This is a genomic window from Mycolicibacterium novocastrense (assembly GCF_001570485.1).
GTDB classification, from domain to species: domain Bacteria; phylum Actinomycetota; class Actinomycetes; order Mycobacteriales; family Mycobacteriaceae; genus Mycobacterium; species Mycobacterium novocastrense.
On sequence record NZ_BCTA01000036.1, the window covers coordinates 161,643 to 187,976 of the forward strand.

Annotated in this window: 33 protein-coding genes; 9 read left to right on the forward strand and 24 right to left on the reverse strand. The window is 68.3% G+C overall.

The features are described from left to right. Positions 1 to 33: 33 nt before the first annotated feature. Positions 34 to 1,236, forward strand: coding sequence for a serine hydrolase domain-containing protein (locus RMCN_RS13775; RefSeq protein WP_067390014.1), 1,203 nt, complete (start codon positions 34 to 36; stop codon positions 1,234 to 1,236). A 17-nt stretch (positions 1,237 to 1,253) separates the two neighbouring features. Beyond that, positions 1,254 to 2,474 (forward strand): FAD-dependent monooxygenase, encoded by a 1,221-nt coding sequence (locus RMCN_RS13780; RefSeq protein WP_067390017.1) that lies wholly within the window; start codon positions 1,254 to 1,256, stop codon positions 2,472 to 2,474. Here RMCN_RS13780 and RMCN_RS13785 read toward each other — a convergent pair. From RMCN_RS13785 to RMCN_RS13830, 10 genes are all read right to left on the reverse strand, one after another. After that, complete coding sequence (locus RMCN_RS13785) at positions 2,450 to 5,155, reverse strand: fumarate reductase/succinate dehydrogenase flavoprotein subunit (protein ID WP_067390020.1); 2,706 nt, start codon at positions 5,153 to 5,155, stop codon at positions 2,450 to 2,452. The two genes, RMCN_RS13780 and RMCN_RS13785, sit on opposite strands and share 25 nt — an antisense overlap. After that, on the reverse strand, positions 5,152 to 5,913 hold the full coding sequence (locus RMCN_RS13790; RefSeq protein ID WP_067390024.1) for an ABC transporter ATP-binding protein: 762 nt from the start codon (positions 5,911 to 5,913) through the stop codon (positions 5,152 to 5,154). Before RMCN_RS13790 ends, RMCN_RS13785 begins: the two co-directional genes overlap by 4 nt. Next, entirely contained in the window at positions 5,910 to 6,761 is an 852-nt protein-coding gene (locus RMCN_RS13795; protein WP_084377392.1) for an ABC transporter permease, read from the reverse strand. Before RMCN_RS13795 ends, RMCN_RS13790 begins: the two co-directional genes overlap by 4 nt. Next, a complete protein-coding gene (locus tag RMCN_RS13800; protein WP_067390027.1) occupies positions 6,758 to 8,185 on the reverse strand; it encodes an ABC transporter substrate-binding protein in 1,428 nt (475 codons plus the stop codon). The genes RMCN_RS13795 and RMCN_RS13800 overlap by 4 nt, the downstream gene beginning before the upstream one ends. 12 nt (positions 8,186 to 8,197) lie before the next feature. Beyond that, positions 8,198 to 8,425, reverse strand: a complete 228-nt coding sequence (locus RMCN_RS13805) for a 4Fe-4S dicluster domain-containing protein (protein ID WP_064350766.1) — start codon at positions 8,423 to 8,425, stop codon at positions 8,198 to 8,200. Beyond that, positions 8,422 to 9,165: a GntR family transcriptional regulator gene (locus RMCN_RS13810; RefSeq protein WP_067391106.1), complete on the reverse strand. Its 744-nt coding sequence runs from the start codon at positions 9,163 to 9,165 to the stop codon at positions 8,422 to 8,424. The genes RMCN_RS13805 and RMCN_RS13810 overlap by 4 nt, the downstream gene beginning before the upstream one ends. Before the next feature lie 179 nt (positions 9,166 to 9,344). Next, the gene (locus RMCN_RS13815; RefSeq protein WP_064415908.1) at positions 9,345 to 9,893 is read right to left on the reverse strand and encodes a hypothetical protein; all 549 of its coding nucleotides are present in this window, start codon (positions 9,891 to 9,893) and stop codon (positions 9,345 to 9,347) included. Between the two features lie 3 nt (positions 9,894 to 9,896). Further along, positions 9,897 to 10,376 (reverse strand): transcription antitermination factor NusB, encoded by a 480-nt coding sequence (nusB, locus tag RMCN_RS13820; RefSeq protein ID WP_067390031.1) that lies wholly within the window; start codon positions 10,374 to 10,376, stop codon positions 9,897 to 9,899. A 76-nt stretch (positions 10,377 to 10,452) separates the two neighbouring features. Continuing rightward, complete coding sequence (efp, locus tag RMCN_RS13825) at positions 10,453 to 11,016, reverse strand: elongation factor P (RefSeq protein WP_064350768.1); 564 nt, start codon at positions 11,014 to 11,016, stop codon at positions 10,453 to 10,455. Between the two features lie 16 nt (positions 11,017 to 11,032). After that, on the reverse strand, positions 11,033 to 12,118 hold the full coding sequence (locus RMCN_RS13830) for a M24 family metallopeptidase (RefSeq protein WP_067390035.1): 1,086 nt from the start codon (positions 12,116 to 12,118) through the stop codon (positions 11,033 to 11,035). Positions 12,119 to 12,151: 33 nt separating this feature from the next. On the opposite strand from RMCN_RS13830, the gene RMCN_RS13835 reads away from it, so the two are divergent. Both RMCN_RS13835 and RMCN_RS13840 read left to right on the forward strand, forming a co-directional pair. Beyond that, entirely contained in the window at positions 12,152 to 12,697 is a 546-nt protein-coding gene (locus RMCN_RS13835; protein ID WP_067390038.1) for a B-4DMT family transporter, read from the forward strand. Positions 12,698 to 12,727: 30 nt separating this feature from the next. Then, positions 12,728 to 13,624 carry a hypothetical protein gene (locus tag RMCN_RS13840; protein WP_067390040.1) on the forward strand — a complete coding sequence of 299 codons (897 nt, stop codon included), beginning with the start codon at positions 12,728 to 12,730 and terminating at the stop codon, positions 13,622 to 13,624. On the opposite strand, the gene aroQ is transcribed toward RMCN_RS13840, so the two are convergent. From aroQ to RMCN_RS13880, 8 genes are all read right to left on the reverse strand, one after another. Beyond that, complete coding sequence (gene aroQ / locus RMCN_RS13845) at positions 13,552 to 14,019, reverse strand: type II 3-dehydroquinate dehydratase (protein ID WP_067390044.1); 468 nt, start codon at positions 14,017 to 14,019, stop codon at positions 13,552 to 13,554. The two genes, RMCN_RS13840 and aroQ, sit on opposite strands and share 73 nt — an antisense overlap. A 4-nt stretch (positions 14,020 to 14,023) precedes the next feature. Next, positions 14,024 to 15,100: a 3-dehydroquinate synthase gene (gene aroB, locus RMCN_RS13850; protein WP_067390047.1), complete on the reverse strand. Its 1,077-nt coding sequence runs from the start codon at positions 15,098 to 15,100 to the stop codon at positions 14,024 to 14,026. Continuing rightward, on the reverse strand, positions 15,093 to 15,740 hold the full coding sequence (locus RMCN_RS13855) for a shikimate kinase (protein WP_064350774.1): 648 nt from the start codon (positions 15,738 to 15,740) through the stop codon (positions 15,093 to 15,095). Before RMCN_RS13855 ends, aroB begins: the two co-directional genes overlap by 8 nt. Beyond that, a complete protein-coding gene (gene aroC, locus RMCN_RS13860) occupies positions 15,740 to 16,951 on the reverse strand; it encodes a chorismate synthase (RefSeq protein ID WP_067391109.1) in 1,212 nt (403 codons plus the stop codon). The genes RMCN_RS13855 and aroC overlap by 1 nt, the downstream gene beginning before the upstream one ends. A 37-nt stretch (positions 16,952 to 16,988) precedes the next feature. Then, a complete protein-coding gene (locus RMCN_RS13865) occupies positions 16,989 to 17,603 on the reverse strand; it encodes a TetR/AcrR family transcriptional regulator (protein WP_067390050.1) in 615 nt (204 codons plus the stop codon). A gap of 16 nt (positions 17,604 to 17,619) precedes the next feature. Next, positions 17,620 to 18,024 (reverse strand): nitroreductase/quinone reductase family protein, encoded by a 405-nt coding sequence (locus RMCN_RS13870; RefSeq protein WP_067390053.1) that lies wholly within the window; start codon positions 18,022 to 18,024, stop codon positions 17,620 to 17,622. 66 nt (positions 18,025 to 18,090) lie between these two features. Beyond that, positions 18,091 to 18,579: a DUF3237 domain-containing protein gene (locus RMCN_RS13875; protein ID WP_067390056.1), complete on the reverse strand. Its 489-nt coding sequence runs from the start codon at positions 18,577 to 18,579 to the stop codon at positions 18,091 to 18,093. Further along, positions 18,576 to 18,938, reverse strand: coding sequence for a nuclear transport factor 2 family protein (locus tag RMCN_RS13880; RefSeq protein ID WP_234787658.1), 363 nt, complete (start codon positions 18,936 to 18,938; stop codon positions 18,576 to 18,578). Before RMCN_RS13880 ends, RMCN_RS13875 begins: the two co-directional genes overlap by 4 nt. 132 nt (positions 18,939 to 19,070) lie before the next feature. Here RMCN_RS13880 and RMCN_RS13885 point away from each other — a divergent pair, with 132 nt between their 5' ends. The 5 genes from RMCN_RS13885 to RMCN_RS13905 are packed head-to-tail and all read left to right on the forward strand — an operon-like array spanning position 19,071 to position 21,447. Then, positions 19,071 to 19,613, forward strand: coding sequence for a DUF1097 domain-containing protein (locus RMCN_RS13885; protein ID WP_067390062.1), 543 nt, complete (start codon positions 19,071 to 19,073; stop codon positions 19,611 to 19,613). After that, positions 19,613 to 20,350, forward strand: coding sequence for a nitrile hydratase subunit beta (gene nthB / locus RMCN_RS13890; protein WP_067390066.1), 738 nt, complete (start codon positions 19,613 to 19,615; stop codon positions 20,348 to 20,350). Before RMCN_RS13885 ends, nthB begins: the two co-directional genes overlap by 1 nt. Continuing rightward, a complete protein-coding gene (nthA, locus tag RMCN_RS13895) occupies positions 20,347 to 20,967 on the forward strand; it encodes a nitrile hydratase subunit alpha (RefSeq protein WP_067390069.1) in 621 nt (206 codons plus the stop codon). The genes nthB and nthA overlap by 4 nt, the downstream gene beginning before the upstream one ends. After that, entirely contained in the window at positions 20,964 to 21,254 is a 291-nt protein-coding gene (locus RMCN_RS13900) for a nitrile hydratase accessory protein (protein WP_064415737.1), read from the forward strand. The genes nthA and RMCN_RS13900 overlap by 4 nt, the downstream gene beginning before the upstream one ends. After that, positions 21,247 to 21,447 (forward strand): CbtB domain-containing protein, encoded by a 201-nt coding sequence (locus RMCN_RS13905; RefSeq protein ID WP_067390072.1) that lies wholly within the window; start codon positions 21,247 to 21,249, stop codon positions 21,445 to 21,447. Before RMCN_RS13900 ends, RMCN_RS13905 begins: the two co-directional genes overlap by 8 nt. On the opposite strand, the gene RMCN_RS13910 is transcribed toward RMCN_RS13905, so the two are convergent. The 6 genes from RMCN_RS13910 to ruvX all read right to left on the reverse strand — a co-directional run bounded on the left by RMCN_RS13910 (position 21,444) and on the right by ruvX (position 26,331). Continuing rightward, positions 21,444 to 21,875 carry a prepilin peptidase gene (locus RMCN_RS13910; RefSeq protein WP_067390075.1) on the reverse strand — a complete coding sequence of 144 codons (432 nt, stop codon included), beginning with the start codon at positions 21,873 to 21,875 and terminating at the stop codon, positions 21,444 to 21,446. The two genes, RMCN_RS13905 and RMCN_RS13910, sit on opposite strands and share 4 nt — an antisense overlap. A gap of 100 nt (positions 21,876 to 21,975) precedes the next feature. Continuing rightward, entirely contained in the window at positions 21,976 to 22,497 is a 522-nt protein-coding gene (locus tag RMCN_RS13915; protein WP_131808550.1) for a hypothetical protein, read from the reverse strand. A 20-nt stretch (positions 22,498 to 22,517) separates the two neighbouring features. Next, positions 22,518 to 23,639 (reverse strand): esterase-like activity of phytase family protein, encoded by a 1,122-nt coding sequence (locus tag RMCN_RS13920; protein WP_110765854.1) that lies wholly within the window; start codon positions 23,637 to 23,639, stop codon positions 22,518 to 22,520. A 56-nt stretch (positions 23,640 to 23,695) separates the two neighbouring features. Further along, positions 23,696 to 24,502, reverse strand: coding sequence for a shikimate dehydrogenase (locus tag RMCN_RS13925; RefSeq protein WP_067390084.1), 807 nt, complete (start codon positions 24,500 to 24,502; stop codon positions 23,696 to 23,698). A 13-nt stretch (positions 24,503 to 24,515) separates the two neighbouring features. Then, positions 24,516 to 25,757, reverse strand: a complete 1,242-nt coding sequence (locus tag RMCN_RS13930) for an endolytic transglycosylase MltG (protein WP_064415743.1) — start codon at positions 25,755 to 25,757, stop codon at positions 24,516 to 24,518. After that, a complete protein-coding gene (gene ruvX, locus RMCN_RS13935; protein ID WP_067390087.1) occupies positions 25,750 to 26,331 on the reverse strand; it encodes a Holliday junction resolvase RuvX in 582 nt (193 codons plus the stop codon). Before ruvX ends, RMCN_RS13930 begins: the two co-directional genes overlap by 8 nt. Positions 26,332 to 26,334: the final 3 nt, after the last annotated feature.

The window sequence follows — 26,334 nt, forward strand, 5'->3', positions numbered from 1 at the left end:
TGCCCGCACCGGCGCGTCAGTAGGCTTGCCGCGATGAAACTCGACGGCAACCACGCGTCCATCCGCGAGGCGATCGACGCCGGGCTCCTCGCCGGGGCGGTGACCCTGGTGTGGCACGCCGGTGAAGTACTCCAGGTCAACGAGTTGGGGCACCGCGACGTCGACGCCGGACTACCGATGCAGCGGGACACGATCTTCCGCATCGCCTCGATGACCAAACCGGTGACGGTCGCGGCCGCGATGAGTCTTGTCGAGGAAGGCCGCTTCGCGCTCACCGACCCGATCGCCACGTGGGTGCCCGAACTCGCCGACATGCACGTTCTTGTCGACCCGCAGGGTGACCTCGAGAAGACGACGACCGCCCGGCGCCTCATCACGTTCGACGACCTGATGACGCACCGCAGCGGCCTGGCCTATGCGTTCTCGGTGTTGGGTCCGTTGAGCCGCGCGTACGGCCGGATGTCGTTCCGCCAGGATCAGGACCGCTGGCTGGCCGAGCTGGCCGCCCTACCGCTGGTGCACCAGCCCGGCGACCGGCTCACCTACAGCCACGCCACCGACGTGCTGGGCATCGCGATGTCGCGGATCGAGGGCAAACCGCTTTCCGACATCCTGCGCGAACGGATCTTCGAGCCGCTGCAGATGCCCGACACCGGGTTCTCGGTGGGCACGTCGCGACGACACCGCGCCGCGACGATGTACAAGCTCGACAAGGACAACACCCTGCAGCACGACGTGATGGGGCCCGCGCCGATCACCGATCCGCCGTTCTGCACCGGCGGTGCCGGCCTGTGGTCGACCGTCGACGACTACCTGCGCTTCGCGCGGATGCTGCTGGCCGGCGGCACGCTGGACGGCGTCCGGGTGCTGTCCGAGGAATCCGTGCGACTGATGCGCACTGACCGGCTGACCGTTGAGCAGAAGCGCCAGAACTTCCTCGGCGCGCCGTTCTGGGTCGGCCGCGGATTCGGGTTGAACCTGTCGGTGGTGACCGATCCCGCCAAATCCCGTCCGCTGTTCGGACCCGGCGGGCTGGGCACGTTCAGCTGGCCCGGCGCGTATGGCACCTGGTGGCAGGCCGACCCGTCGGCGGACCTGATCCTGATCTACCTGATCCAGAACCTGCCCGACATCAACGTCGACATGGCCGCGATCGCGGGCAACACCTCGATAGCCAAACTGCAGAGCGCCCAGCCGAAATTCGTCCGCCGGACCTACCAGGCGCTCGACATCTGACCGTTTAGTCTGGCGGGGTGACCCAGCAGACCGTCCTGATCAGTGGTGCCGGGATCGCCGGGCCGTCGTTGGCGTTCTGGTTGACGCGCAACGGATATCGCGTCATCGTCGTGGAGGTCGCGCCGGGTGTCCGGCCCGGCGGCCAGACGGTCGATCTGCGGGGCGCGGGTGGCGACGTCGTCGAGCGCATGGGCTTGATCGACCAGATGCGGGCCCGCGCACTCGAGCAACGCGGTGCGGCCTGGGTGCGTTCAGACGGCAGCAGACGTGCCGAGATGCCGGTGACGGCGTTCGGCGGCAACGGTCTGGTATCGAAGCTGGAAATCCTGCGCGGCGATCTGGTGGAGGTGCTCTACCAGGCCACCCGAGACTCGGTCGAATACCGTTTCGGACAGCGGATTTCCGAACTCCGCGAAGGCGATGCGGGAATGGAGGCGACGCTGACCGACGGTTCGGTGCTGCACGCCGACCTCGTCGTCGGGGCCGACGGTCCGCATTCGGCGGTGCGCCGCCTGGCTTTCGGTCCCGAGGACCAGTTCGTCAAGCCGATCGGCGGGTACAACGCGTGGTTCTCCGCACCCGACAGCGTCGGACTCGACGGCTGGTATCTGCTCTACCAGGCGCCCGGCGGCCTCAACGCCTCGATGCGCCCCTCCCACGACCCTGCAATCGCCAAGGCCGGCCTGGCTTTTCGGTCCGAACCCATCGAGTACGACCGGCACGACCTCGACCAACAACGCCAGATCCTCGCCGAGCGGTTCGCAGGCGCCGGGTGGGAATGCGACGCGCTGCTGGCCGCGGCCGACGAAGCCGACGACTTCTACTTCGACTCCTTCGCCCAGATCCACATGCCGTCCTGGTCGACGGGACGCGTCACCCTGGTCGGTGATGCCGGATACTGCGCATCGCCGCTGTCGGGTATGGGCACGAGCCTTGCCCTGGTCGGCGCCTATCTTCTCGCGGGTGAACTGGGCCCGGCGAGTTCGTTCGAGGCCGACGGCCTGCCCGACGCACTGGCGCGATACGAATCGCGAATGCGCCCATATGTCGATACCTGCCAGAAGTTGAACAACACGATCGACCGGTACGCACCGATGTCGGAGTCCGACATCGCGGTCAATGCGGCGGTGATGAAATGGATGCAGCGCTGGCCTTTTCGGCCGGTGGCCGCACGGCTGTGGTTCACGACGGCCGATTCGATCGAGCTGCCGGATTATCCGGCGATGTCCGTGTCGTAGCCCGCGCGCGCCAAGGCCTGCCGGGCGTAGGCACGTACGTCGGCGTCGCCGTCTTTGAGCGCGATCTCCAATGCGTCCCGCGCCGCCTGTTCGGAGGCCACCCAACGGCTCAGGCTGAGCACCGCGGCCTTGCGGACGTCGAGGTGTTGATCGGTCAGCGCCCCCGACAACGCCGGAACGGCGACGGCCGGTGCGGCGCCCGCAAGGGCGCGCGCCGCGCCTTCGCGTACCTGCCAGGCCGGCGCCGTGAGCGCTTCGCGCACGCCCGGCTCGTCATCGCCGCCCCACCCGACCGCGCCGAGCGCTGAGAGCGCCGCCGCGCGGACCAGCGGGTCGGTGTCGCGCACCAACCGGCGCACGGCGTCGACGCCCGTGCCGAGCGTCGCCAGTCCGTTGGCCGCCGCGATGCGGACCTCACGGTTGTCGTCACCGGCGGCCGCCGCCACCCCGTCCGCGTCGTCGACCGACACCAGCGCGCGCACGCCCTCGATCCGCACGCGGTGATCGACGTCGCCGAGGGCGCGACGATACACGTCCTCGGTACCCACACGACGCGACGACAGGAGGTAGATCGTCACCGCGCGCACCGCCGGATCCGACGACTGGACGTGCGCTGCAACAGATTCCGGGGAGCTCAGCACCTCGACCAACTCGCGCACCCCGTCGGCGGCGGCCCGCCGGACGCCGGCATCGGTATCAGCCAGTGCGGCGATCAGCGGCGCCTCGTATCCATCGGGCAGATGCTCCACAAGCGTGGCCACCGCGGTGCGCCGCACGCCTGCATCGGCGTCGGCGAGGAACTCGGCCAGCTCCGGGACCGACGGCAACTCGAGCGCGAGCACCGCGGCGATACGCGGCGACGGCGGCTGGGCAGGCGCGGCGCGCCGGATCCGTGATGCGCCGTCAGCGGGAGCCCGGCCGATAGCGATCGGTGGCTGGTGGACGTGCGTGACCGGATCATCGGAGGGCAGGTGCTCCAGATCGGGTACAGGCACGAAATACGGTGCCACGGGCCGTTTGACGAACGCCATGGACCCGTCGGAATCCTTGCGCAGGTTCAGGTGATACCGCCAACCTTCATCGTCACGCTGCGGCAGGTCGGCCCGGTCGTGGTAGAGGCCCCACCGAGATTCGGTGCGCGTCAACGACGAACGCGCCGCCATTTCGGCGCAGTCACGAATGAACGAGACCTCGACGGCGCGCATCAGCTCGTGCGGTGTCGTGGCGCCCATTTCGGAGATCTCGTCGCGCATGCGCTCGAAGGTCTCGATGGCGATCGACAGCTTGGTGGCCGTCTTCGGCGGTGCCACATAGTCGTTGACGAAGCGGCGCAGTTTGTACTCGACCTGCGGCTGCGGCGGTCCCTCGGGATGGCGCAGCGGGCGGTAGACGAGGTCGTGCGCCTCGCGCAGCTGACCCTGCGGAAGGGCCGCCGGCAGGGCGACGTCGGCGAGTGTGGACGCCGCGTGCTCGCCTGCGAGGTCGCCGTAGACGAAGGCCCCGATCATGTAGTTGTGCGGTACGCACGCCAGATCGCCGGCCGCGTACAGTCCCGGCACCGTGGTCCGCGCATGTTCGTCGACCCACACGCCCGAGGCCGAGTGCCCGCTGCACAAGCCGATTTCGGAGATGTGCATCTCGATGTCGTGGGTGCGGTAATCGTGCCCGCGGTTGGCGTGGAAGGTGCCCCTGGTGGGCCGCTCGGTGGTGTGCAGGATGTTCTCGAGCGCGCCGAGCGTCTCGTCGGGCAGGTGCGAGACCTTCAGGTAGATCGGGCCGCGGGCCGATTCGATCTCGCGTTTGACCTCGGCCATCATCTGCCCCGACCAGTAGTCGGAGTCGACGAACCGCTCCCCGAGCGCGTTGACCTGGTACCCGCCGAACGGGTTGGCCACGTAGGCGCACGCCGGTCCGTTGTAGTCCTTGATCAGCGGATTGACTTGGAAGCACTCGATCCCGGACAGCTCGGCGCCGGCGTGGTATGCCATCGAGTAACCGTCGCCGGCGTTCGTCGGGTTCTCGTAGGTGCCGTAGAGGTAGCCCGATGCCGGCAGCCCCAGCCGCCCGCACGCACCGGTGGCCAGAATCACCGCTTTCGCACCGACGGCGACGAATTCGCCGGTGCGCGAGTTGAGCGCGGCCGCGCCGACGGCGCGTCCGGTGTCGTCGGTGAGCACCCGCACCGGCATCAACCGGTTCTCGATGCGGATCTTCTCGCGCATCGACCGCTGCCGCAGCACCCGGTACAGCGCCTTCTTGACGTCTTTGCCCTCGGGCATGGGCAGGACGTAGGAGCCGGACCGGTGCACCCGGCGCACGGCGTACTCGCCGTGTTCGTCCTTCTCGAACTTGACGCCGTACCGCTCGAGCCGCTGCACCATCGCGAACCCGCGGGTCGCCGTCTGATAGATGGTGCGCTGGTTGACGATTCCGTCGTTGGCGCGCGTGATCTCGGCGACGTAGTCCTCCGGTGTCGCCTTGCCGGGGATCACGGCGTTGTTCACACCGTCCATCCCCATCGCGAGCGCGCCGGAGTGCCGCACGTGCGCCTTCTCCAACAGCAGCACCGCAGCGCCGTGTTCAGCGGCGGTGAGCGCGGCCATGGTGCCCGCGGTTCCGCCACCGATGACCAGCACGTCACAGTCGAGCCGAACGGTGTCGGCGAGTTCAGGAATGTTCATGAGGAATAGTGAAGAGCAGCAAGGATTTCGGTACGTGCTTCGGAACGGACGGCGTCGGCGACCCGCGGTTCGGGCACATCGACGAGCGCGCGCAGCGGTTGGCCCACCCGGCCCAGCACCGCGACACGGTCGCCGATGATCAGCGCCTCGTCGACGTCGTGGGTGACGAACACGATAGTGGTCGGGTGCGCCTGCCACGTCTGAATCAGCAGGCGCTGCATCGCCGCCCGCGTCTGGGTATCCAGCGCGGCGAACGGCTCGTCCATCATCACCGCCCGCGGTGCACCCGCCAGCCCACGCGCCAGTTGCACGCGTTGACGCATACCGCCCGACAGGCTCTTGGGCAGGTAATCGGCGAATCCGGAAAGCCCCACCTCGTCGATCCACCGCTCGGCGCGTTCGCGTCGTCCGGACCGCGGTACACCGCGCAGCTGCAACGCCAGTTCGATGTTGGATCGCACTGTGCGCCAGGGCAACAAAGCGCTGTCCTGGAACACCATGCCCCGGTCGCGTGACGTCGTCGCGACCTCGGCGCCGTCGGCGAGCACTCGGCCGGAGTCCGGTCGCAACAGCCCGGTGAGCGCGCGCAGCACCGTCGACTTGCCGCACCCTGATGGTCCGGTGAGCACCAGGATCTCCCCTGGGCGCACGTCGAGGCTCAGGCCGTCGACGACGGGTTCGCCGGTGTAGGACAACCGGACGTCCTCGAGCTGCAGCCGCAAGCCCTGCAGCGTCTCCGGGGCGACGGTGACGGTCATCGAATGTTCTCCTCGGCGCGCGGCAGCCAGCGCGTCGCTCGCCTGCCGATCAGTTCGACCGCGGCAGCCGTCGTGAAACCCAGCACCCCGATCGTGATGATGCCGACGAACACGTCGGAGTAGTTGAGAACCGTGTAGGCCTGCCACGTCCGGTACCCGACACCCAGTCGGCCGGAGATCATCTCGGCCGAGATCACACAGATCCACGCCACGCCCATGCCGACCGAGAGGCCGCCGAACAGACCCGGCAGGATTCCCGGTAGCACGACCCGGCGCAACACATCGGCGCGGCTGCCGCCCAACGTACGGACCGAGTCCTCCCAGATGGTCGGGAGTGCGCGGACCGCGTGACGCGTGCTGACCATGATCGGGAAATACGCCGCGAGGAACGTGATGAAGACGATCCCCGCCTCGTCGGTGGGAAACAACAGGATCGCGACCGGCACCATGGCGATGGCCGGGATGGGTCGGGCGAGCTCGGCGAGCGGTCCGAACACGTCGGCGAACACCGTCGATCGGCCGAGCATGATGCCGGTGATGACACCGACGAGTGCGGCAAGCCCGAACCCGGTCAGGATCCGGATCAGCGACTGCCCGAGGTCGAGCCAGTAGTTCTGGGTGCCCAGCCGGCCGGTGAGCGCGGTGGCGACCTCGGTCACCGTCGGGAGGGTGTCGAAGCGCAGCCACGCGCGAACATCGTTGGCCGTCAACACCTGCCAGAGCGCCACGGCCGCGACGACGGACCCCACCCGTACCGACCGGCGGCGCCAGAGCACCGACTTCCCGTCGCGCACCGATGCGGCCTCGACGCGCACCGGGGATTCGATCACCTCGGCCACGGTCGTCATGCCGCACCTGCCAACGCCTGCTCGTAGTCGACCGCGGCGCTACCGGGATGCGCGACGATGAACCGCTGCGCACCGCCGGGGGTGGCGAACGGCCGGTAATCTTGGCCGTCCTTCACCCAGATCGCTTTGTCGGCGAACCAGCGGGTGCCGAACTCGGTGTCGGGCACGTAGGCGGCGCGGATGGTCGTCCCGTGGGCGGTGGCCTCACGAACGGCCTTGAGCAGGCACCCGGGCGTCGCCGCCGGTTGTGTGGCGTCGGCGCCGTCCAGCCACAGTTCACCGGCCTGGGCGGGATCGGTCACCGCGGTGTTGCAGACGGGGTCGGTGCCCTTGATCAGCGACGGGTTGGCCGTGGCCGCCACCGCCTCGTCGTAGTCGAGGCCGCGCTCGTCGAACGCGGCGCGCAGCGGAGCGTCCTCGACGAAGCCGGCCACGTCCAGGTCGGCAAAGTCGTCGATCGACTTCAAATACGGCACATCACCTTCGAGCGCTTTGATCAGCGACGGCTTGAGCGTCGTGTCGAACGACGTGCCGCCGGGACCGTTGTAGAGGTACACCACCTCCTGCGGCAACCCGCTGGCCTCGGCGACGATCCGCGCGGCCTCCAACGGTTGGTCGTTGAGGAATTCGGTCGCGTCCAGCTGCGCTTGCAGGAAGGCATCGAGCACCTCTGGGTGCTCGGCCGCGTAGGCACGCCGCACGACCACCCCGTGCAGGGTCGGGTAGTCCAGCTCGGCGCCGTCGTAGAGCAGCTTGGCCTTGTCCTGGAAGACGAGCAGCCCGGGCCAGGCGACGAACTGCGAGAGTGCCTGTACCTGACCGGATTCCAGGGCCGAAGCGCCGACCTGCGGTTGCTGGTTGAGCACCTCGACCCCGGTGGTGGGGTCCACGCCCGCTCGCGACAGCGCCTGCACCAGCATGCCGTGGCCCGCCGACCCGACGCTGGCCGAAACTTTCTGGCCCTTGAGGTCGGTCAGCGTCTGCGCCGGTGAATCCGGTTTGACGACAACCATGTTCAGTGCGCCCCTGGGGTTGTAGCCCGTCACCGAGACGATCTCGGTGCGGGCGCGCTCGTTGGCCTGCGTCTTGGATCCGTTGATCAGCATCGGATAGTCGCCCATGGATCCGATGTCGATCTTCTCGGCGACCATCTGTGCGGTGATCGGCGCTCCGGTGTCGTAGTCCTGCCACGTCACGCGGTACTCGGTACCGGTGCGCTCGCCGATGTCGCCGAGTCGACGCTCCAAGTATCCCTGCGCGCGCAGCAGCGTGCCTGCGGTGACGGTGTTGATGGTCTTGGACTGGTATCCGACGACGACGTTGACGACGTCGGAGGAATCGGACGCGGAGTCGAGCGCGCAGCCCGAGGCCGCGACGGTGAGCCCGGCGGCCAACGCGGCCAGGCGGATGAATGGTCTGGTCATGGTGGGGGGTCCTCAGCGGATCAGGTAGGGCATGTTGACGGTGACGGCGCCGGTGGGACAGCGCGCCGCACAGGGACCGCAGTACCAGCACTCGTCGACATGCATGAAGGCCTTGCCGTTGTCGGGGTTGATCGCCAGCGAGTCGAGCGGGCAGATGTCGACGCACAGCGTGCAGCCCTGGATGCACAACGACTCGTCGATCGTCACGGGCACATCGGCGCGTTGGTTGATCAGTGTCACGGGTTGCTCCTCATCAGGCTGCCGCGCATGGTGATTCGGTCACCGCGCATGCGGATGTACTCCAGGTCGACGGGCCGGCCGTCGTCGAGACTGGTGAGTCGTTCGAGCATCAACAGGGCCGCGCCGTCGGGCACCTGCAGCGTCGCCGCGGAGTGGGCGTCGGCCGAAACCGCCTCCAGCGCCAGTGTCGCCGCGCCCAGCCGGTGACCGCTGACCTGTTCGATGAGTGCGAACACGTCGTTGGTCTCCAACGGGTACGTCACCACCTCGGCCCCGATGTCGGGGGCCAGGTACGTCAAATCAAGTGAGAGGGGAAGGTCGCCGAGATAACGCAGCCGCTCGATGAAGACGACCTGCTCGCCCGGTTGCAGCCGCAGCCTGCGGGCGACCGCGGGAGGCGCGGACAGGCGCTGCACCGCGCGGACCTCGTTGCGAACCTCGCCGTAGTCCTTGAACGTCTCCTTCAACCCCACCAGTGCGTCGAGCCCGTGGTCGTACTTCCGCACCGCCACCTGGGTGCCGACCTTGGGCCCGCGATCGATCAGCCCCTCGTTCTTGAGAACGGTGAGCGCCGCGCGAATCGTGTTGCGGGACACAAAGAACTCGGCCGCCAGATCGTGTTCGGCGGGCAGGCCGCCGTCGAAGGCGCCCGCGTGGATCTGGTGCCGCAACACATCGGCGACCTGCCTGGCGCGATCGGCGCGGGGCCGGCGCAGGGGCGTCGGCTCGGGCTGCGACATGCCGAACACGCTAGGGGCGTGGGCGAGCCGTCGCGCGGTGCCCGACATCGCCTCGAAACGGTGACGTTCAATGCGCCGCCCGCACCGGGCGGCTACCAGGTGAAACTGCGCCGAAGCACGCGTATGCGCCACCAGCACTGCGGCGACCGATTAACAATCGCGGTGAACGAAAGTTGGGGTTATTGCATGCTGCGCGAGAGGACCCGGCCGAACTGCAGCAGCCGTTGCATTTGAGCGAGCCCACCGTTGTCGACGGACTTGTAGTAGCGGAACGACTCGCAGTAGATGTCTGACTCGGTGGCCGACTTCTGCCGTACGCGGGTGATCAGTTGGGTGTACATCCGCAACCTCACCTCCGACAGGCGCCGAGTGCCGTCGTCGAGTACCTCGTACTCGGTCGTGAGCACGTGATCGGTGATCGTCGACAGCAGGATCGTGCGCACCGATGCGTTGAGGACGCGACGGTCGCGGTCGGTCGACGACATCTCGTCATCGGCGCGCCACATGATCAACCGGTGCCCGTCGGTGAGGACGACCTCCTGCCACAGGGCTTGGTCCTCCTCGCCCCACGGCTCGTCGATGTAGCCGCGCGACATGATGAACGACTTGATGATCGGCAGGTCCACCACCGGCCGCAGTTGGTCGAGCGCGAGTTCGGGGTCGCGGAGATACACCCTGGCCGCTTCGTCGACGCTCGAGTACGGCGCCCAATCCTGCGGTGTGGGCATCACCTATTTCCCGCTACCCTCACCCCGCACGACCGCAGCGGCGGCTCGGATCTGCGGCGTCACGAGCATCACCTGACCGAGCACTCCGTTGACGAAACCCGGTGAGTCGTCGGTGGACAACTGCTTGGCGAGTTCGACCGCCTCGTCCACTGCCACCGGTTCGGGAACGTCGTCGGCGTGCAGCAGCTCCCACACCGCGACCCGCAGGATCGCGCGATCGACCGCGGGCAACCGCTCGAGCGTCCACCCCTGCAGGTGGGCGGCGATCAGATCGTCGATGTGTGCGGCATGCTCCGTCACCCCCCGGGCCACCGTCACGGTGTAGGGATTCAGTGGCGAAACGTCGGACTGACTCTCGGCCAACGCATTTCGCGCATCGGCCACCTCCGCTGCGGTGAGGCCGCGCGCTTCGGCTTCGAAGAGCAGGTCGACGGCGCGCTTGCGGGCCTGATGCCTTCCCCGATCGCCTTTGCGGTCACTCACCCCGTCGCTCCGCTGCGCTCCCGCTCGCCCCTCAGGTCACTCACCCCGTCGCTCCGCTGCGCTCCTCTCGCCCCGGTCAGGCATTCACCCGACCCAGATAGCTGCCGTCGCGCGAATCGATCTTGAGCTTGTCGCCGGTGTTGATGAACAGCGGCACCTGGATCTCGGCACCGGTCTCGACGGTCGCGGGTTTGGTGCCCGCGCTGGAGCGGTCGCCCTGCAGGCCCGGCTCGGTGTGGGTCACCTCGAGCTCGACGGTCACCGGCAGTTCGAGGTAGAGCGGGTTGCCGTCGTGGAAGGCGATCTGCACCGGCATGCTCTCGAGCAGGAACCCGGCGGCGCGGCCGACCAGCGACTCGGGCAGCGGGTGCTGCTCGTAGTCCTCGGAGTCCATGAACACGAAATCCGTACCGTCGCGGTACAGATAGGTCGCGTCGCGCCGGTCGACCGTCGCGGTCTCGACCTTCACCCCGGCGTTGTAGGTCTTGTCCACGGTCTTGCCGGAGACGACGTTCTTGAGCTTGGTGCGCACGAAGGCCGGCCCCTTGCCCGGCTTGACGTGCTGGAACTCGATGATCTGCCAGAGTTGGCCGTCGATCACCAGGACGAGCCCGTTCTTGAAGTCGGCGGTCGTTGCCACGTTGGTAGTACTCCTGTCAGAGAATGGCCAGTTCCTTGGGGAACCGGGTGAGCAAGTCTGGAGTGTCGTTTCCGACGACGAGCGTGTCCTCGATCCGGACACCGCCACGGTCGGGCAGGTAGACACCGGGCTCCACAGTCACCGCGGAGCCAGCAAGCAGTGTACCGACAGACGCGCCGCTGATTCCCGGCGCTTCGTGGATCTGCAGCCCCACGCCGTGGCCGAGCCCGTGGGTGAAGTTCTCGACGTAACCGGCATCGGCGATGACCTGCCGCGATGCCGCGTCGACGTCCTTGCACGCGACTCCCGGCGCCAACGCTTCGCGACCGGCCTTCTGCGCGGCGGACACCAACGCGTAGATCTCGTGCTGCCAGTCCGCGATCGGTGCGAGCACGAAGGTCCGGGTCATGTCCGAGTGGTAGCCGCTCACCAATGCACCGAAGTCGATCTTGACGAAGTCACCGGCGGCCAGCGCGGCGTCGGTGGGCCGGTGATGCGGGATCGCCGAGTTCGGCCCGGCCGCCACGATCGTCTCGAACGACGGACCGTCGGCGCCGTGCTCGAGCATCAGCCATTCCAGTTCGCGGGCGACCTCCTTCTCGCTGCGCCCGGCCCGCAGCCCGTCCCGGTCGACCAGGTCCCGCAGTGCCGCGTCGGCCGCCTCGCATGCCAGCCGCAGCAATGCGACCTCGCCGGCGTCCTTGACTTCGCGCAGGGCCTCGACGGTCCCGGCGGCGCGCACCAGTTCGGTCCGCTCGCCGGCGGCCTTCGTCAGCGCCGAAAACGCATCGACGGTCACCACGTGACTCTCGAAGCCCAGCCGGCGCACTCCGTCGGCGGCGGCACGACCCGCCAGATGCGGTCCGCAGGCCCGCTCGATCACGATTTCGGCGTCGGGCGCCTGCTGCCCCGCCTGCGTGCGGTAGCGCCCGTCGGTCGCCAACACCGGCGTTTCGTCATCCACCTTGACCAGCAGCGCGGCATTGGAGCCGGTGAACCCGCTCAGATAGCGCACGTTGACCAGGTCCGATACCAACATGGCATCGATTCCGGATTCGGCCAGCCGCTCGCGCAGCCGGTCCCGGCGCTGTGAAATAGTCACGGTCGATGACGCTACTCGCTAAGGTGAGGCCCCATGAGTAAGTGGTTGCTGCGCGGACTGGTGTTCGCGGCCCTGATGGTGATCGTGCGATTGCTGCAGGGCGCGCTGATCAACGCGTGGGAGACCAAGGCGGGACTGATCAGTGTCGTGCTGGTCGTTCTGTACGCCGTCGCGGTGTTCCTCTGGGGGTTCGTCGACGGACGCGCCGACGCCCGCGCCAATCCGGACCCGGACCGCCGCGGAGACCTGGCGATGATCTGGCTGCTGGCCGGCCTGTTCGCCGGGATCGTCAGCGGCGCGGTGGCCTGGTTCATCTCGCTGTTCTATAAGGCGCTCTACGTGGAGGCGCTCGTCAACGAACTCACCACCTTCGCGGCCTTCACCGCGCTGCTGGTGTTCCTGTTCGCGCTCGCGGGGGTGGCGCTCGGCCGCTGGCTCGTCGACCGCAAGGCCGACCAGACCCCGCACCTGCACCGCGCCGGTGACGACGACCGCGCGGACACCGACGTGTTCGCCGCCGTCAGCCAACCGGGCAGCGACGAGACCACCCAGACCGCGCCCCGCGACGACCGGGTCTAGCGCCGGGCCAAGCGCTCTGTAGTTTCCCCTGTGAATCCGGACGAGTTCTGCACGTCCGACCAATGGAGTGTGCTGTCGTCCGCGGCGTCGAACTCACAGCTCGCCGGGGTGCTCGGCGGCTTCCTGATCACCGCGATCGCCCTGCTGTTCGACAAGAACAGCCGCGAGGGCGTGCACACCCTCGCGTTGTTCTCCTCGGCCGTTCTGGTCCTGATGCTCGACAGCTTCCTGTTCAGCTTGATCACCGGGACCCAGGTGCCCGACGGATCGCGCCGGGCCACCTGCGCGATCGCCTGGACTCAGGGTGCGGTGTCGACCGGGATGCTGGCCGCGGGTGCGGCGGCGTTGTTCGGCGGGCTCGGCTGGATGCTGGCCAGTCACGCCGTCAACAAGGTGAGCGACCAGGACCCCGCCGACGTGCGCGCGTACTGCTTCCTCGCCGAACTCGGAGGCTGGCTGACCTTCGCGGCCGCGATGACCGCGACGCTGATCGTGTCCGAGACCTCGATCGACTATCTGCGCTTCATGTGGGGCCACCGGCCCGCGGTGTGGGTCGAGGGCACCATCGTCGTCGCGGCCGCGGCGTTCGTCATCGCCGATTTCGTGCTGGTGTACCTGCGCACCCGGACGTTGCGGAAGTCGTTGGCCGACACCGCCGAACCGACGCTGCTTGAGCTTCGGTCGATCAAGTTCGCGACCATCGGCACCGTGGTGCTCGCGATCGTCGGATCCTGGCTCGCCGTCAGCCTGGCCCGCATCCCCGAGGCCTGGCTCACGGCGCCGAACCCCGCAATCGTCATCTGCGTGCTGGTGCTCACCCTCGTGTTGCCGACCGTGATCTCGACGGCGATCTGCTACTCGGTGGCCAGCACCGACGAACGCGGATCCTCACCCATGCTGGCCAGATACCGCAGGGCCAACAGGTAACCCTGCACCCCGAGCCCGACGATCACCCCGGTGGCCACCGCGCTCAGGTACGAATGATGCCGGAACTCCTCGCGCGCGTGCACATTTGAGATGTGCACCTCGATCAGGGGCGCGCGGAGTTCGCTGCACGCGTCGCGCAGGGCGACCGACGTGTGCGTCAGCGCACCGGCGTTGATGATCACCGGATCCCCCGCGTCGGCGGCCGCATGAATCCAGCCCAGCAGGTCGGCCTCGTTATCGCTCTGGCGCACAACGGCCTTCAGACCGAGAGTCTCGGCCTCGCGGTCGATGAGCGCCACCAGCTCGTCGTGGGTGGTGCTGCCGTAGACGTCGGGTTCGCGCCGGCCCAGCCGGCCGAGGTTGGGGCCGTTGAGCACCAGCACGGTCTGGGTCATGACGTCACCGCCCTATCTCTGCGTAGGCCGCCGCCAGGAGCGACGGGTCGGGCCCTTCCAGGCGCCCGGGCTTGCCCAGACCGTCGAGCACGACGAACCGCAGCACACCGGCGCGGGTCTTCTTGTCACCGGCCATGTTCTCCAGCAATTCGCCGAACGCGTCGGGGTCATAGCTGACGGGGAGTCCCAGCGAGGTGAGCACGGAGCGGTGTCGCTCGGCGGTTTCGTCGTCCAGTCTGCCTGCGAGCCGGCCGAGTTCGGCGGCGAACACCAGCCCCACCGAGACAGCAGCGCCGTGCCGCCACTGGTAGCGCTCGCGGCGTTCGATCGCGTGGGCAAGGGTGTGGCCGTAGTTCAGGATCTCGCGCAGTTGCGACTCCTTCTCGTCGGCGGCCACCACCTCGGCCTTGACCGCGATCGCGCGGCGGATCAGTTCGGGCAGCACGGTGCCCGTCGGGTCGAGCGCCGCGTCGGGATCGGCCTCGATCAGGTCGAGGATCGTCGGATCGGCGATGAAACCGGCCTTGACGATCTCGGCCATACCCGCCACGAGTTCGTTGCGCGGCAACGTCTCCAACGTCGCGAGGTCGACGAGCACGGCCGCCGGCTGGTGAAACGCGCCGACCAGGTTCTTGCCCGCGTCGGTGTTGATGCCGGTCTTTCCGCCGACCGCGGCGTCGACCATGCCGAGCAGCGTGGTGGGCACGTGCACGATGTCGATTCCGCGCAGCCAGGTCGCCGCGGCGAACCCGGCCACATCGGTGGCCGCTCCCCCGCCCAGGCTGACGATCGCGTCCTTGCGGCCGACCCCGATGCGCCCCAACACTTCCCAGATGAACCCGACGACGGGCAGGTCCTTGCCCTTCTCGGCGTCCGGGATCTCGATGCGGTGTGCGTCGATCCCACTGTCCGCCAGGGTGCTTCGAATGACCTCGGCGGTCTGCGCAAGCGTCGGCTGGTGCAGGATCGCCACCTTGTGCCTGCCCTCGAGCACGCGTTCGAGATCGCCGAGCAGTCCGGTGCCGACGATCACCGGGTAGGACGGGTCGACGAGGACGTCTATGGTCACGGGCTCAGTCACGGTTGGCCTTCGGATTGCGGGCGGCGACCGCCGCCGGGGACGGCGGGGCCTCGGTACTGGGTTCGGCGGTCAGCTGCGACGGCCCCCTGCGCCACGGCGAGCGGCGCTTGCGTCGCGGAGGGTGGGAGGTTTCGGGGTTCTCGAGGCGGGCCACGATGTAGCGCACCACCGCGCCCGGGTTGCGCCGGTTGGTGTTGACCCGCAGCGTCGCCACTTGGCGGTACAGCGGAACCCGTTCGGACATCAGCGCTTTGAACTTCTCGCTGCGATCACCACCTTCGAGCAGTGGACGCACGGTGCTTCCGCCGGTCCGGCGTACCCCCTCGGCGGCGCTGATCTCCAGATAGATCACGGTGTGACCGGCCAGCGCCTCGCGCACACCGGGTGTGGTCACCGCGCCGCCGCCCAGCGACAGCACGCCGTCGTGGGTCTGCAGCGCCGAGCGGATCACCTCTTCCTCGATCCGGCGAAACTCCTGCTCGCCGTCGGTGGCGAAGATGTCGGCGATTGTGCGGCCCGTGGTCTCCTCGATCGCGGCATCGGTGTCGAGCAGCGAGAGGTCGAGCGCCTTGGCCAGCCGCCGCCCGATGGTGGACTTACCCGAGCCGGGCAACCCCACCAGCACTGCTCGGGGCGCCATCAGCCCGAAGCCTGGACCCGATGCGGCGAGGGTTCACGTTCAGCCACCGCCCGCAGGTAGTTGTCGATGTTGGCGCGCGTCTCGGTCAACGAGTCGCCGCCGAACTTCTGCAACACCGCGCGCGCCAGTACCAGCGCCACCATGGTCTCGACGACCACGCCCGCGGCGGGCACCGCGCACACGTCGGAGCGCTGGTGGATCGCGACGGCCTCCTCACCGGTGGACATGTCGACGGTGGCCAGGGCGCGCGGCACCGTGGAGATCGGCTTCATCGCCGCCCGGACGCGCAGCGGTTGGCCGTTGGTCATCCCGCCTTCCAGTCCGCCCGCGCGGTTCGTCGAGCGCATGATGCCGTCCGGTCCCGGATACATCTCGTCGTGGGCGACGCTGCCGCGACGGCGCGCGGTCGCAAAGCCGTCGCCGATCTCGACGCCCTTGATCGCCTGGATGCCCATCACCGCGGCCGCGAGTTGGCTGTCCAGCCGGTTGTCACCGCTGGTGAAGGAACCCAGTCCGACCGGAAGGCCGTTCGCGACGACCTCGACGACGCCGCCCAGCGTGTCGCCGTCCTTCTTGGCCGCCTCGATCTCATCGATCATCGACTTCTCGGCGTCCTTGTCGTAGGCGCGCACGGGGCTGGCGTCGATCGCCGCGAGGTCGGCGGCCTGCGGCGGCGGGCCGTCGTAGGGGTCGGAGCCGCCGATCGAGATGACATGGGACAGCACCTCCACGCCGAGGGCCTCGGAGAGGAACGCCCGGGCGATGGTGCCGGCGGCGACGCGCGCCGCGGTCTCGCGCGCGCTGGCGCGCTCCAGCACCGGGCGGGCGTCGTCGAAACCGTATTTGAGCATGCCCGCATAGTCGGCGTGCCCGGGCCGGGGCCGGGTCAGCGGCGCGTTGCGCGCGCTTTCGGCCAGCTCCGCAGGGTCGACCGGATCCGGCGCCATCACCGTCTCCCACTTCGGCCACTCGGTGTTGCCGATCTCGATCGCGATCGGGCCGCCGAGCGTGACGCCGTGCCGGACCCCCGCAAGCATCGTGACCTGGTCCTGCTCGAACTTCATCCGGGCGCCGCGGCCGTACCCGAGACGTCGGCGCGCCAGCTGACCGGCGATGTCGTCCGAGGTGACGTGCACGCCCGCGACCATGCCTTCGACCACGGCCACCAGGGCGCGGCCGTGTGATTCACCAGCAGTGGTCCATCGCAACACGCGTCCCATCTTCCCACGTCGGCCGTCTCACCCCGAATCAGCCGATGACCAGGCCGCCGAGAACGTGACCGAGCTCGGTGACGGCCTGACGATGCGCGGAGCGCTGATCGGTTGCCCGCGCGACGATCATGGCCGTCTCGCACAGGGCCCCGAACAGGAAGTGGGCCAGTGGTCCGGGTGGACGCTTGGCGATCACGCCCGCGTCGACCGCGCGGGCGATCGCGGCCTCCATCATGTCGAGCAGCGGGGTCTCCAGCCGGCGCATCTCCTCCCAGCCCAGCGCGGTGAACGCGTCGCGCAGCACGATCCGCTGCACCCCGGGGTCGAGGCACTCGTCGAGGAACACCCGGCAGGCCGCCCCGAACGCGTCCCACGGATCCTTCTTGCGCGCGTAGGCACGCTGATAGGCCTCGGCCAGCGGTACGGCCATCCGCTCGACCTCGCGGGTGAACACCGCCTCGAACAGCCGGCGCTTGCCCTCGAAGTGGTGGTAGACGGCGCCCTTGGTCACCCGCGCCCGGGCCGCGACCGCGTCCAGCGAGGTCGCCTCGTATCCGTTCTCGGCGAACAACGCGCGCGCCGCGTCGACGAGCGCAGAGACGGTCGCCTCGGTGCGTTCCGCTTGGGTGCGCCTGGCGCTCTTCGTCGTCACGGCCGAACGATAACCGCTACGACCCGGCCGGTTCGAGCGCGATCAGCGGCAGTCGCCGCTCGGTGAAGCGCGCGTAGTACTCGGCTTGCGGATACATGCCGACAAACGCCCGCCACGCGCGCTCGCGCTCGGCGCCGGTCAACTCCCGGGGCCGCACCGACGTGCGAACCCGGCCGATCTGGACGACGCCGGTCCCGGCGTGGCGCAGGTTCAGCCACCATGCGGGAGTGTGGGACGCCCCGGCGTTGGCGGCCAGCACGACCACGGCGTGACCGTGCCGCAGATAGAGCACGGCCGTGCGGCGCCGCGCACCGGTGCGACGGCCCGTGGTCTCGAGCACCATCACCGGAGCACCCGCGAACCAGCGGCGTCCGAGGCGCCCGCCGCTGGCCCGGTAGATCCGGGCATGCACGCGGCCCATCGCCCGCTGCGCACGCGTGCCAGCGGTTGACCACCCGGTTCGACTGCCGGGCAAGCCGTTCGTCGTTCACAGCACTCGGTAGACGCGGTAGTCGACGTGACCGGGCGACAGGATGTTGTAGCCGACCGCGACCACCTCGCTGAGCCACGCGTATCGCTCGTCGGAGGTGGCGAACCTCGGTGTCGTGCGGACGTAGGTCTCGTCGAAGCCGAGCACCTCGCCGTGCGCCAACCGGTCGAGTCCGTCGGCCGGCACCTTGATGATCCCTGCGCTCTCGAAGTGGATCAGCACACCGTCGTGGGTGCGCAGCGTCGCGCGGACATCGACCCGGCCGCAGCCGTCGTCACCGACGAGCAGCCAGTCACCGCCGCCGGCAAGCACCTCACCGCGCAGCCGCGGTCCGTCGATGTGCCCGCCGGTCGTGATCAACGTCATGCGGGTTCCGGTGGGAGTCGGGATCGGTTGTGCCGGTTGCAGGTTGACGTGCATGTCGAACAGGTGCTCCACCGGCAGGGACTCGACGAGGGGCAGCTGGGCGACCGCTGCCGTGGTCACGCTCGATCCCCCGCCATGGTCGCCGTCAGCTGGACGGAGTCGATGAACGAATCCTTGCGCGAAACCAGCCCGTCGGGCGTGACGGTGACCAGGTCCAGGCAGTCGAACCGGACACCGCCGGAGACCAGCGTCCAGTCCAGCACCCAGTGCGCCTCGCCGTAGAGAACCCGTTTGGTTTCGAAGGCGAAGTCCGGGAACTGCGCGAAGACGGCGGCGAACGCCTCGTGCGCGGCGGCGCGGCCGACGACGGGCTCGGCGCCCAGATGTGTCCAGAAGCAGGTGTTCTCGGTGTGCAGAGCGGCGATCGCGTCGGGGTCGCGGTCGGCCCAGGCGGCGAAGTAACGCTCGGATAGAGCCATCAGATCATTTTGCATACTCGCAGTATGTACTAACATACCCTGAGTATGCAATAGCTGTACGCCGATCCCGCGTTGTCACGAATCCAACATGGCCGTCACATCGCGGAAACACATTGGCTGCACAGTTCATCCATGGATTCAAGATCGGCATTGACGGTGAGCATCGGTGTGCTCGGCGGACTCGCGGTGGCCGTGACCGCGGAAGTGATCACGGTCCCGATCTGGGTGGTCTTCCTGACATGGGCCTCGTTCTTCTTCGTCGGCGGCGGAATCGGCGGATGGGTGCGGTCGCTGACGAGCAATCTGGCCGGCGTCCTGATCGCCTCGGCGAGCCTGTATGCGGGCCATCTGTTGGGCGGCAGCCTGGTGGCGGTCGCGGTCGCCGTCGGAATCGGCAGCGCGGTGATGGTGCAGGCGTCCTGGGTGCCGCTGCTGTCGACGACGCCGGCGGTGGTCGTCGGTTTCGCGAGCACGGTGTCCACGGTGGCCGGGACGGGCAACGCGATCACCGTGACGTCGATATCGCATCCGGGCCTCGTCGCCGCGACGGCGTGTGCGCTCGGCGCCTCGTTCGGGCTGCTCTCGGAGTACGTCGCGAAGGTGTTGACCCGCGAGCCCGAACCCGACCACACCAGCCCCGAAATTGCACCGACGACGGAAGGCAGCCCCGCGTAATGAAACTGCAGCACTACCTCGGCGGCCTCGAGGGGCTGCCCGAACCGCTCACCTTCGAGAAGCGGGTCTTCGTCGAAGAGTGGGAGAAGCGGATCTTCGGTATCCACGTCGCGATGATGGGGCTGTCGAACCACCTCGGATCCGCGCTTGCGCAGTACCCGATCGACACGGTGCCGACCGCGTTCAAGGACGAGTGGACGTGGGCCGATCTGCGCACCGGCGCCGAGGCGATGAACCCGTTCGACTACTTCAAGTTCCGCTACTACGAAAAGTGGCTGGGCGGCATCACACAGTTCTTCATCGACAAGGGCTACGTGACCGAGGACGAATTATCCGCGCGCAAAGAGGAATTGGCTGTGGATGCCGCCCCTGCCCTCACCGATCCGGAGCCGGCGATCGACGAGCAGGTCGTCGACTACCTGCGCCGCGGCGACAGCCCACGCCGCGACGTCGCGCATCCGAAGTTCGCCGTCGGTGACGGCGTGCGCATCACCAACGTGCCCGCCGCCGCCCACACCCGCCTACCCGGCTATCTGCGTGGCCGCATCGGCACCGTCGAGCGGATCTTCGAGGGCGACTACGCGTACTTCACCCACACCGGCGACGGCATCGGTGACCCGATGCCGATCTACATCGTCGCGTTCGACCCGCAGGACCTGTTCGGTGAGCGCGCCGAGGACGGTCCGCTGACCATCTACGCCGAGCTGTTCGAGGCCTACCTGGAAGGAGCGCGATGAGCGACCAGTTCCACTACCCCGAGGACCGCGAGCTGTCCAGCGCTGCCAAAGTCGCCGCACTGGAATCGCTTCTGATCGAGAAGGGCGTGATCACCAACCAGACCGTGGACAAGGTGTTGTGGTACTTCGAATCGGAGATGACACCGCTCAACGGTCGCAAGATCGTCGTGAAGGCATGGACCGACCCGGAGTTCGCGGCTCGCATCGTGGTCGACACACCTGCGGCCATCGCCGAACTCGAGCTGCCCGAGGGCATGGCAGGCGCCGAGGGTGAGCATCTGCAGGCCGTGGCCAACTCGCCCGGTGTGCACAACCTTGTCATCTGCACGCTGTGTTCGTGCTTCCCGTGGCCGGTGCTCGGTCTGCCGCCGTACTGGTACAAGGACCCCGTGTTCCGTTCGCGGGCGGCACGCGAACCGCGCAAGGTGCTCGCCGAGATCGGCGTCGACCTACCCGAGGACACCGAGATCAAGGTGTGGGACAGCAGCGGTCACTCACGGTGGTTCGTCATCCCCGAACGTCCCTCCGGCACAGAAGAATTCACCGACGAGGAATTGATGGAGCTGGTCACGACCGAATCGATGATGGGTGTGGCGCTGGCGGGACCGGTCTCATGAGCCTGCACGAAACCTGCACCACCGACCAGGCCGCGCCGCAGTTCGATCACGACTGGCAGCGCCGGGCGTTCGGCCTGGCGCTGGCCCTGTCGGAATTCCGCCACTTCGATTGGGTCGACTTCCAGCAGAGCCTGATCGAGACGATCGGGCGGTGGGAGGACATGCCCGAAACCGAGCGCGGCGACTGGCAATACTACGACCACTGGGTCAGCGCCCTGGAGAAGGTGATTCATGACCACCATCTGCTGACCGCGCCGGCCCGCATGACAGGAGACAGCCATGACTGAGGCGACCGCCACCCGCATCGAGGCCAGCGCGCTGACCGCCACGGCGTGGTTGACCGGCACGGCGTTCCTGGCGTTGATGGTGCTCTACCTCGTCGGGCTCGACCAGGGTGCGACCTCGATCTTCGGCTCGGACACCCACATCCACGAGTTCGTGCACGACGCGCGCCATCTTCTCGGGTTCCCCTGCCACTAGGTCACCACGAGAGCGGTGGCGGTCGCAGCGGCCAGACACATCGACAGGCCGTGTGGGACGGTGCTTTTCGAACGGCACATCACGGCGACGACGGCCCATGTGGCCGTCACCAGCGGTGCTGTGAGCGCGGCGAGGGTCCACACGTCGACACCGAATGAACCGGTCAGCGCTCCGAGACCGATGGCGAGTTTGACGTCCCCCGCGCCCATCGCCGTCGGCGCGAGCAGGTGCACGGTCAGGTAGACGAGGAACAGTGCCAGGGCGCCGATCGAGGCGGCAACACCGCGTCCCGCCACGAACGCGACCGCCACGATCACCAGGGCGCCCGGCAGGGTCAGCCAGTTGGGCAGCCGACGCTGCGTGACGTCGAACACGCTCAGCGTCACCAGCCACACCAGCGCGACGACACCGCAGACCCCCGCCCCCACGAACTGAAGGCTAACGGCGTTCCGGCGCCGTGCTCATCACTTCTTTGAGCGCGGGTGTTGCGGTGAACCGCTCGACCTGGGTGTCGTGGCCTGGTGCGCCTCAACACGTCTCGACGGCAGTGATGGCCAGCAGCCGTCGCAACGGGATCACGAACCGCTCGCCATCGGCGTCGAGATGAACCGCTCCGGTGCGGCCGGGAACCGGAACTCCACACACCGAGCCCTGCGAGGTCGTCACCTCTATCCTGGGCGCGATCGGCGCCTCGCTGCGCGACTGCGGCCACCACCAGGTCAACGCCGCCACCGCGGTCAGCGCGGCCGCGGCGAACGTGAACGTGATCCCCACGCGCAGTCGCGAAATGGTGGCCGGACCGAGACGGGGCTGCCCGATGACAGGGTGTGCGATCGTGGCGACGAGAAAGATCCCCGCGACAGCCAGCACGAAACCTGCGAACGCGCTCACAGCGCCGATCTCCTGCAGCCAGTGCGGGCGGCTCCGACCCGAATCATCGCCGGTGAGAACGCCGCACAGGCCAACGAAGCCCAACACGGCAAGCTGAAGTGTCTGCCACTGGCGCGCCGACTCTTGAATGCGGTTGTCGTACTGATACGGCATGCCCACGGTGTTTCTCCCGGTCGCGGTTACAGCGCGAACGCCAGGAACTGGGTCACTTCGATCGGCTGGAAATTGTCGTCGCTGACCAGGACGACGGATCGGCGGCCGTCGGGCAGCACAGGACCCTGAGTGATTCCTTCGACGTTGTCGAGCGGCTCGAGTTCGTCGAGGGCATTGAGGTCGAGGGCCAGCGACTTGGCCATCGGTGTGACCGACGCTTCGTTCAACGAGGGCATCCCCAGCACATCGGTGGCGTGGCCGACATCAGCGCGATAGAGCGCCACCGCGACGGCTTGGGGAAGATTGGCTGCGCGTTCGATGACCAGCAGTGAGCTCTCCGAGAGTGCCAGGATGTCGGGCACACCGTTCTTCCCGGTTCGCGGTGCCGCCCGTTCCACTCGATAGACGTATTGCGCGACGGCCGTCCTCGACTCGACGTCGAACTTCGTGATGCGGATCTGCCCGGCTGTCTGCTCGTCTGCGGTGGGGCCGTCCTGGTACAGCGAGTGCTCCATGGCCGCGAACAGGTAGCGGCCGTCGGGCGTGAGCGAGAGCCCCTCGAGCACCCCGTTGGGACGAGGGCCGCTGGTCTCGTCGGCGGACAGGGCGATCCCGGGCGGCATGACGAATTGCCCGCGGTACGTACCATCGAGGCCGGCGATCCTGATCCAGGGCTGCAACAGTCCCGCCGGGTCGGTGTCGTCACCGTCGGCGACGAATCCTTCGGAGGTCCAATACAACTGCTCGCGCGCACCGTCGAAGGCGATCGCCTCGGCGTCGGGGGCCAGCACCGGCGGCTCGACGGACATGTCGTTGGGGCCGAAGGGTTGTCCCGATTCGTCGAGCAGGTCGTGCCTGCTGACGAAGTGACCGCCGTCGACACCACCGTCGGAGACATTCAGTCGAACGCTGTAGAACCGAACCGTGCCATGGTCGGACTTGTCGTCACTGATCGTGTAGTACAGGTCGCGCTGCGGGTCGTAGCTGATCCCGGAGAGACCTCCGATCACGGTGCTGTCGAAGACCGCGCCGTGGGGCGCCTGCCACTGACCCAGGTATTGCGGCGCCGAGGCATGGGCAACGGGCGGCGTCGCGGACAGGATCGCTGCCGTGGTCACCGAGAGAGCGGCCTTGCCGGCTGAGTTCATACCCTTACCAACGCCAGACCGGGCGAGCACGTTCACCACCGCCGGCAGACCGGTGATCATCGATCCCGCAGCGCGGCCCGCATCGCCTCTTTCGGCGCCGGCATCCCGGTGAAGAGTTCGACCTGTGCGAAGGCCTGGTGCAGCAGCATCTGCAGGCCGCTGATCACCTGCCCACCGGTGTCCTGCACCGCGGTGGCCAGCGGGGTCGGCCAGGGATCGTAGATCGCATCGAGCAGCAGCGGGACGACGGCCAGCGCGGGGGCATAGGCCGCGGCGACGTCGGCCGGAATCGTGTTGATCATCAGGTCTGCGTCGGCCGCGGCCGCGGCCAGGCCGGTTCCGCCGATGTCGACCCATCGGGCGTCGGCGCCGACCCGCGTCGCCAGGTCCACCAACGGACCGGCCTTGTGCGGATCACGCGCGATCACGGTGATCCTGGCGACGCCGCGTTCGGCCAGCGCGACGATGGCCGCCGGCGCCGTGCCGCCCGACCCGATGACCACACCGTGTCGGGCAGGCGCCTCGCCCAGGGCGCCGCTCACCCCGTCGATGTCGGTGTTGTCGGCCCGCCAGCCGGTATCGGTGCGCACCAGCGTGTTCGCCGAGCCGACCAGTTCCGCGCGCGCCGTGCGCTCGTCGGCGACCTGGAGCGCGGCGAACTTACCGGGCATGGTGACCGACAAGCCGACCCACTCCGGTCCGAGCCCACCGACCAGGCCCGGCAGCTGTTGCGCCGTGCATTCGATGCGCTCGTAGGTCCAGTCGGTCAGGCCCAGCGCCCGGTACGCCGCGAGATGCAACTGCGGAGAACGCGAGTGCGCGATCGGCGAGCCCAGCACCGCCGCCTTTCGGCCCGGACTCACCGCGCTACTGCGCTCACCGCGCCGAATCGAGCACACCGTTGCGCCGGGCGAGCTCGATGTTCGCGAGGTGCTGCGGGTAGTCGCGGGTGAACAACGTCGTGCCCTGCATGTCGATGGTGACGAAGTACAGCCAGTCCCCCGGCGCCGGGTTCTCCGCAGCGGTCAAGGCCGCAGTGCTCGGCGAACAGATCGGGGTCGCCGGAAGGCCGGGCCGCACATAGGTGTTCCAGTCGTTGTGCTGCGCGCGGTCGGCGTCGGTGGTGGCCACCTCGATGCGGTCGAGCGGATAGTTCACCGTCGAGTCGAACTCGAGCGTGCGGTTCTCGGCCAGCCGGTTGTAGATGACGCGCGCCACCTTCGAAAAGTCCTCCGGTGTCGACTCCCGCTGCACCAGTGAGCCGACGATCAGGATCTCGTAGGGCGACATGTCCATGGCCGCGGCCGTCTCGAGCAGTCCACCGTTGGCGTATTGCGTTGCGCTGGTGGAGATCAGATTCGTCAGGATCTCCTGTGGCTGTGCCGAGGGGTCGATGTTCCACGTGCCCGCGGCGATCAGCCCCTCGAGGCGGCGATGGTCGTCACCCATCGCCTGGACGGGGCCGAGGGCCCAGTCGGCCACACCGAGCGATGCCGGCGCCGCCGTCGCGGCCACGTTCTTCAACGCGTCCGCGGACACGCAGTGCCGCTCACCGTCGAGGTCGACACACGTCGCTCGGGAGATCAGGGTGAGGATGCCCTCGGTGACCGCGTTGGTCTTGACATCCCGCACATCGTCGAGCTGGCGCCCTTCGGGGATGGTCAGCTTGCCGACCCGGTTCTTCGGATCCGAAAGCCGCGCAACGGCATTGGCCGCCGGGATCTCGGTCCGCATCTTGTAGAAGCCCGGCTGGATCGCCGATATCGCGTCGTTGCCCTCGGCGGCGTCGACGAACACGCTGGCGGTCGCGACGATGTTGTGCTCCTGCAACGTCTTGCCGATCGCTGTCGTCGAGTCGCCGTCATGCACCTGGATCACGACATCCGCGACGCCCTCACCGGTGAAGTCGTTGCCTCCGAACAGTGAGTGCCACAGCTTGGAACCCAGGAACACCGCGCCGATGACGACCACGATCAGCAGGCCGACGGCCAAACCACCCGCCACGCGGCGCTTGCGCCGGTTGCGCGCGGCCCGGATCCGCTCCGCGCGGGTCATCCGGCGCCGCGGCGGGCCCACCGCTACCGGTTCGGCCCGCTCGCCGCCCCAATGGTTAGTCATCCCCGACCTCTCCATGCGCGGCAACGTGCTGATCCGCTCCTCGCGTGCGCGCCGCTTCACGCCGCTGGTCCAACCAGTTCTGCAGAATGCCCACCGCCGCCGCCTGGTCGATCACCGAGCGCTGGCCTCTGGCGCGCACACCGGCATCCCGCAGCGAGCGTTGAGCCACCACCGTAGTGAGTCGTTCGTCCGCGAGTCGCACCGGTGTCGGGGCGATCCGTTCGGCCAACGCGTCGGCCAGCGCGACGGCGTCCTGAGCCGAGGTCCCCGATCGATCGGCGAGCGTGCGCGGCAACCCCACCACGACCTCCACCACATCCAGGTCCTTGACCAACCCGGTGAGCCGCCGGATGTGCCGGTTGGTGCGGTCGCGACGGACGGTCTCGACGGGGGTGGCCAGGATGCCGTCCGGATCGCTGGCGGCAACGCCGATCCGCACGCTGCCGACGTCGATGCCGATCCGGCGTCCGCGACCCGGATCCGGCGGGTTCAGTGACTCCCCGGGCCGATCCGGCCGACGGTCGCCTGATGCCCCCCGCGCGTGCGGATCGCCTCCCGCCGGTGTGGAATCCACGCC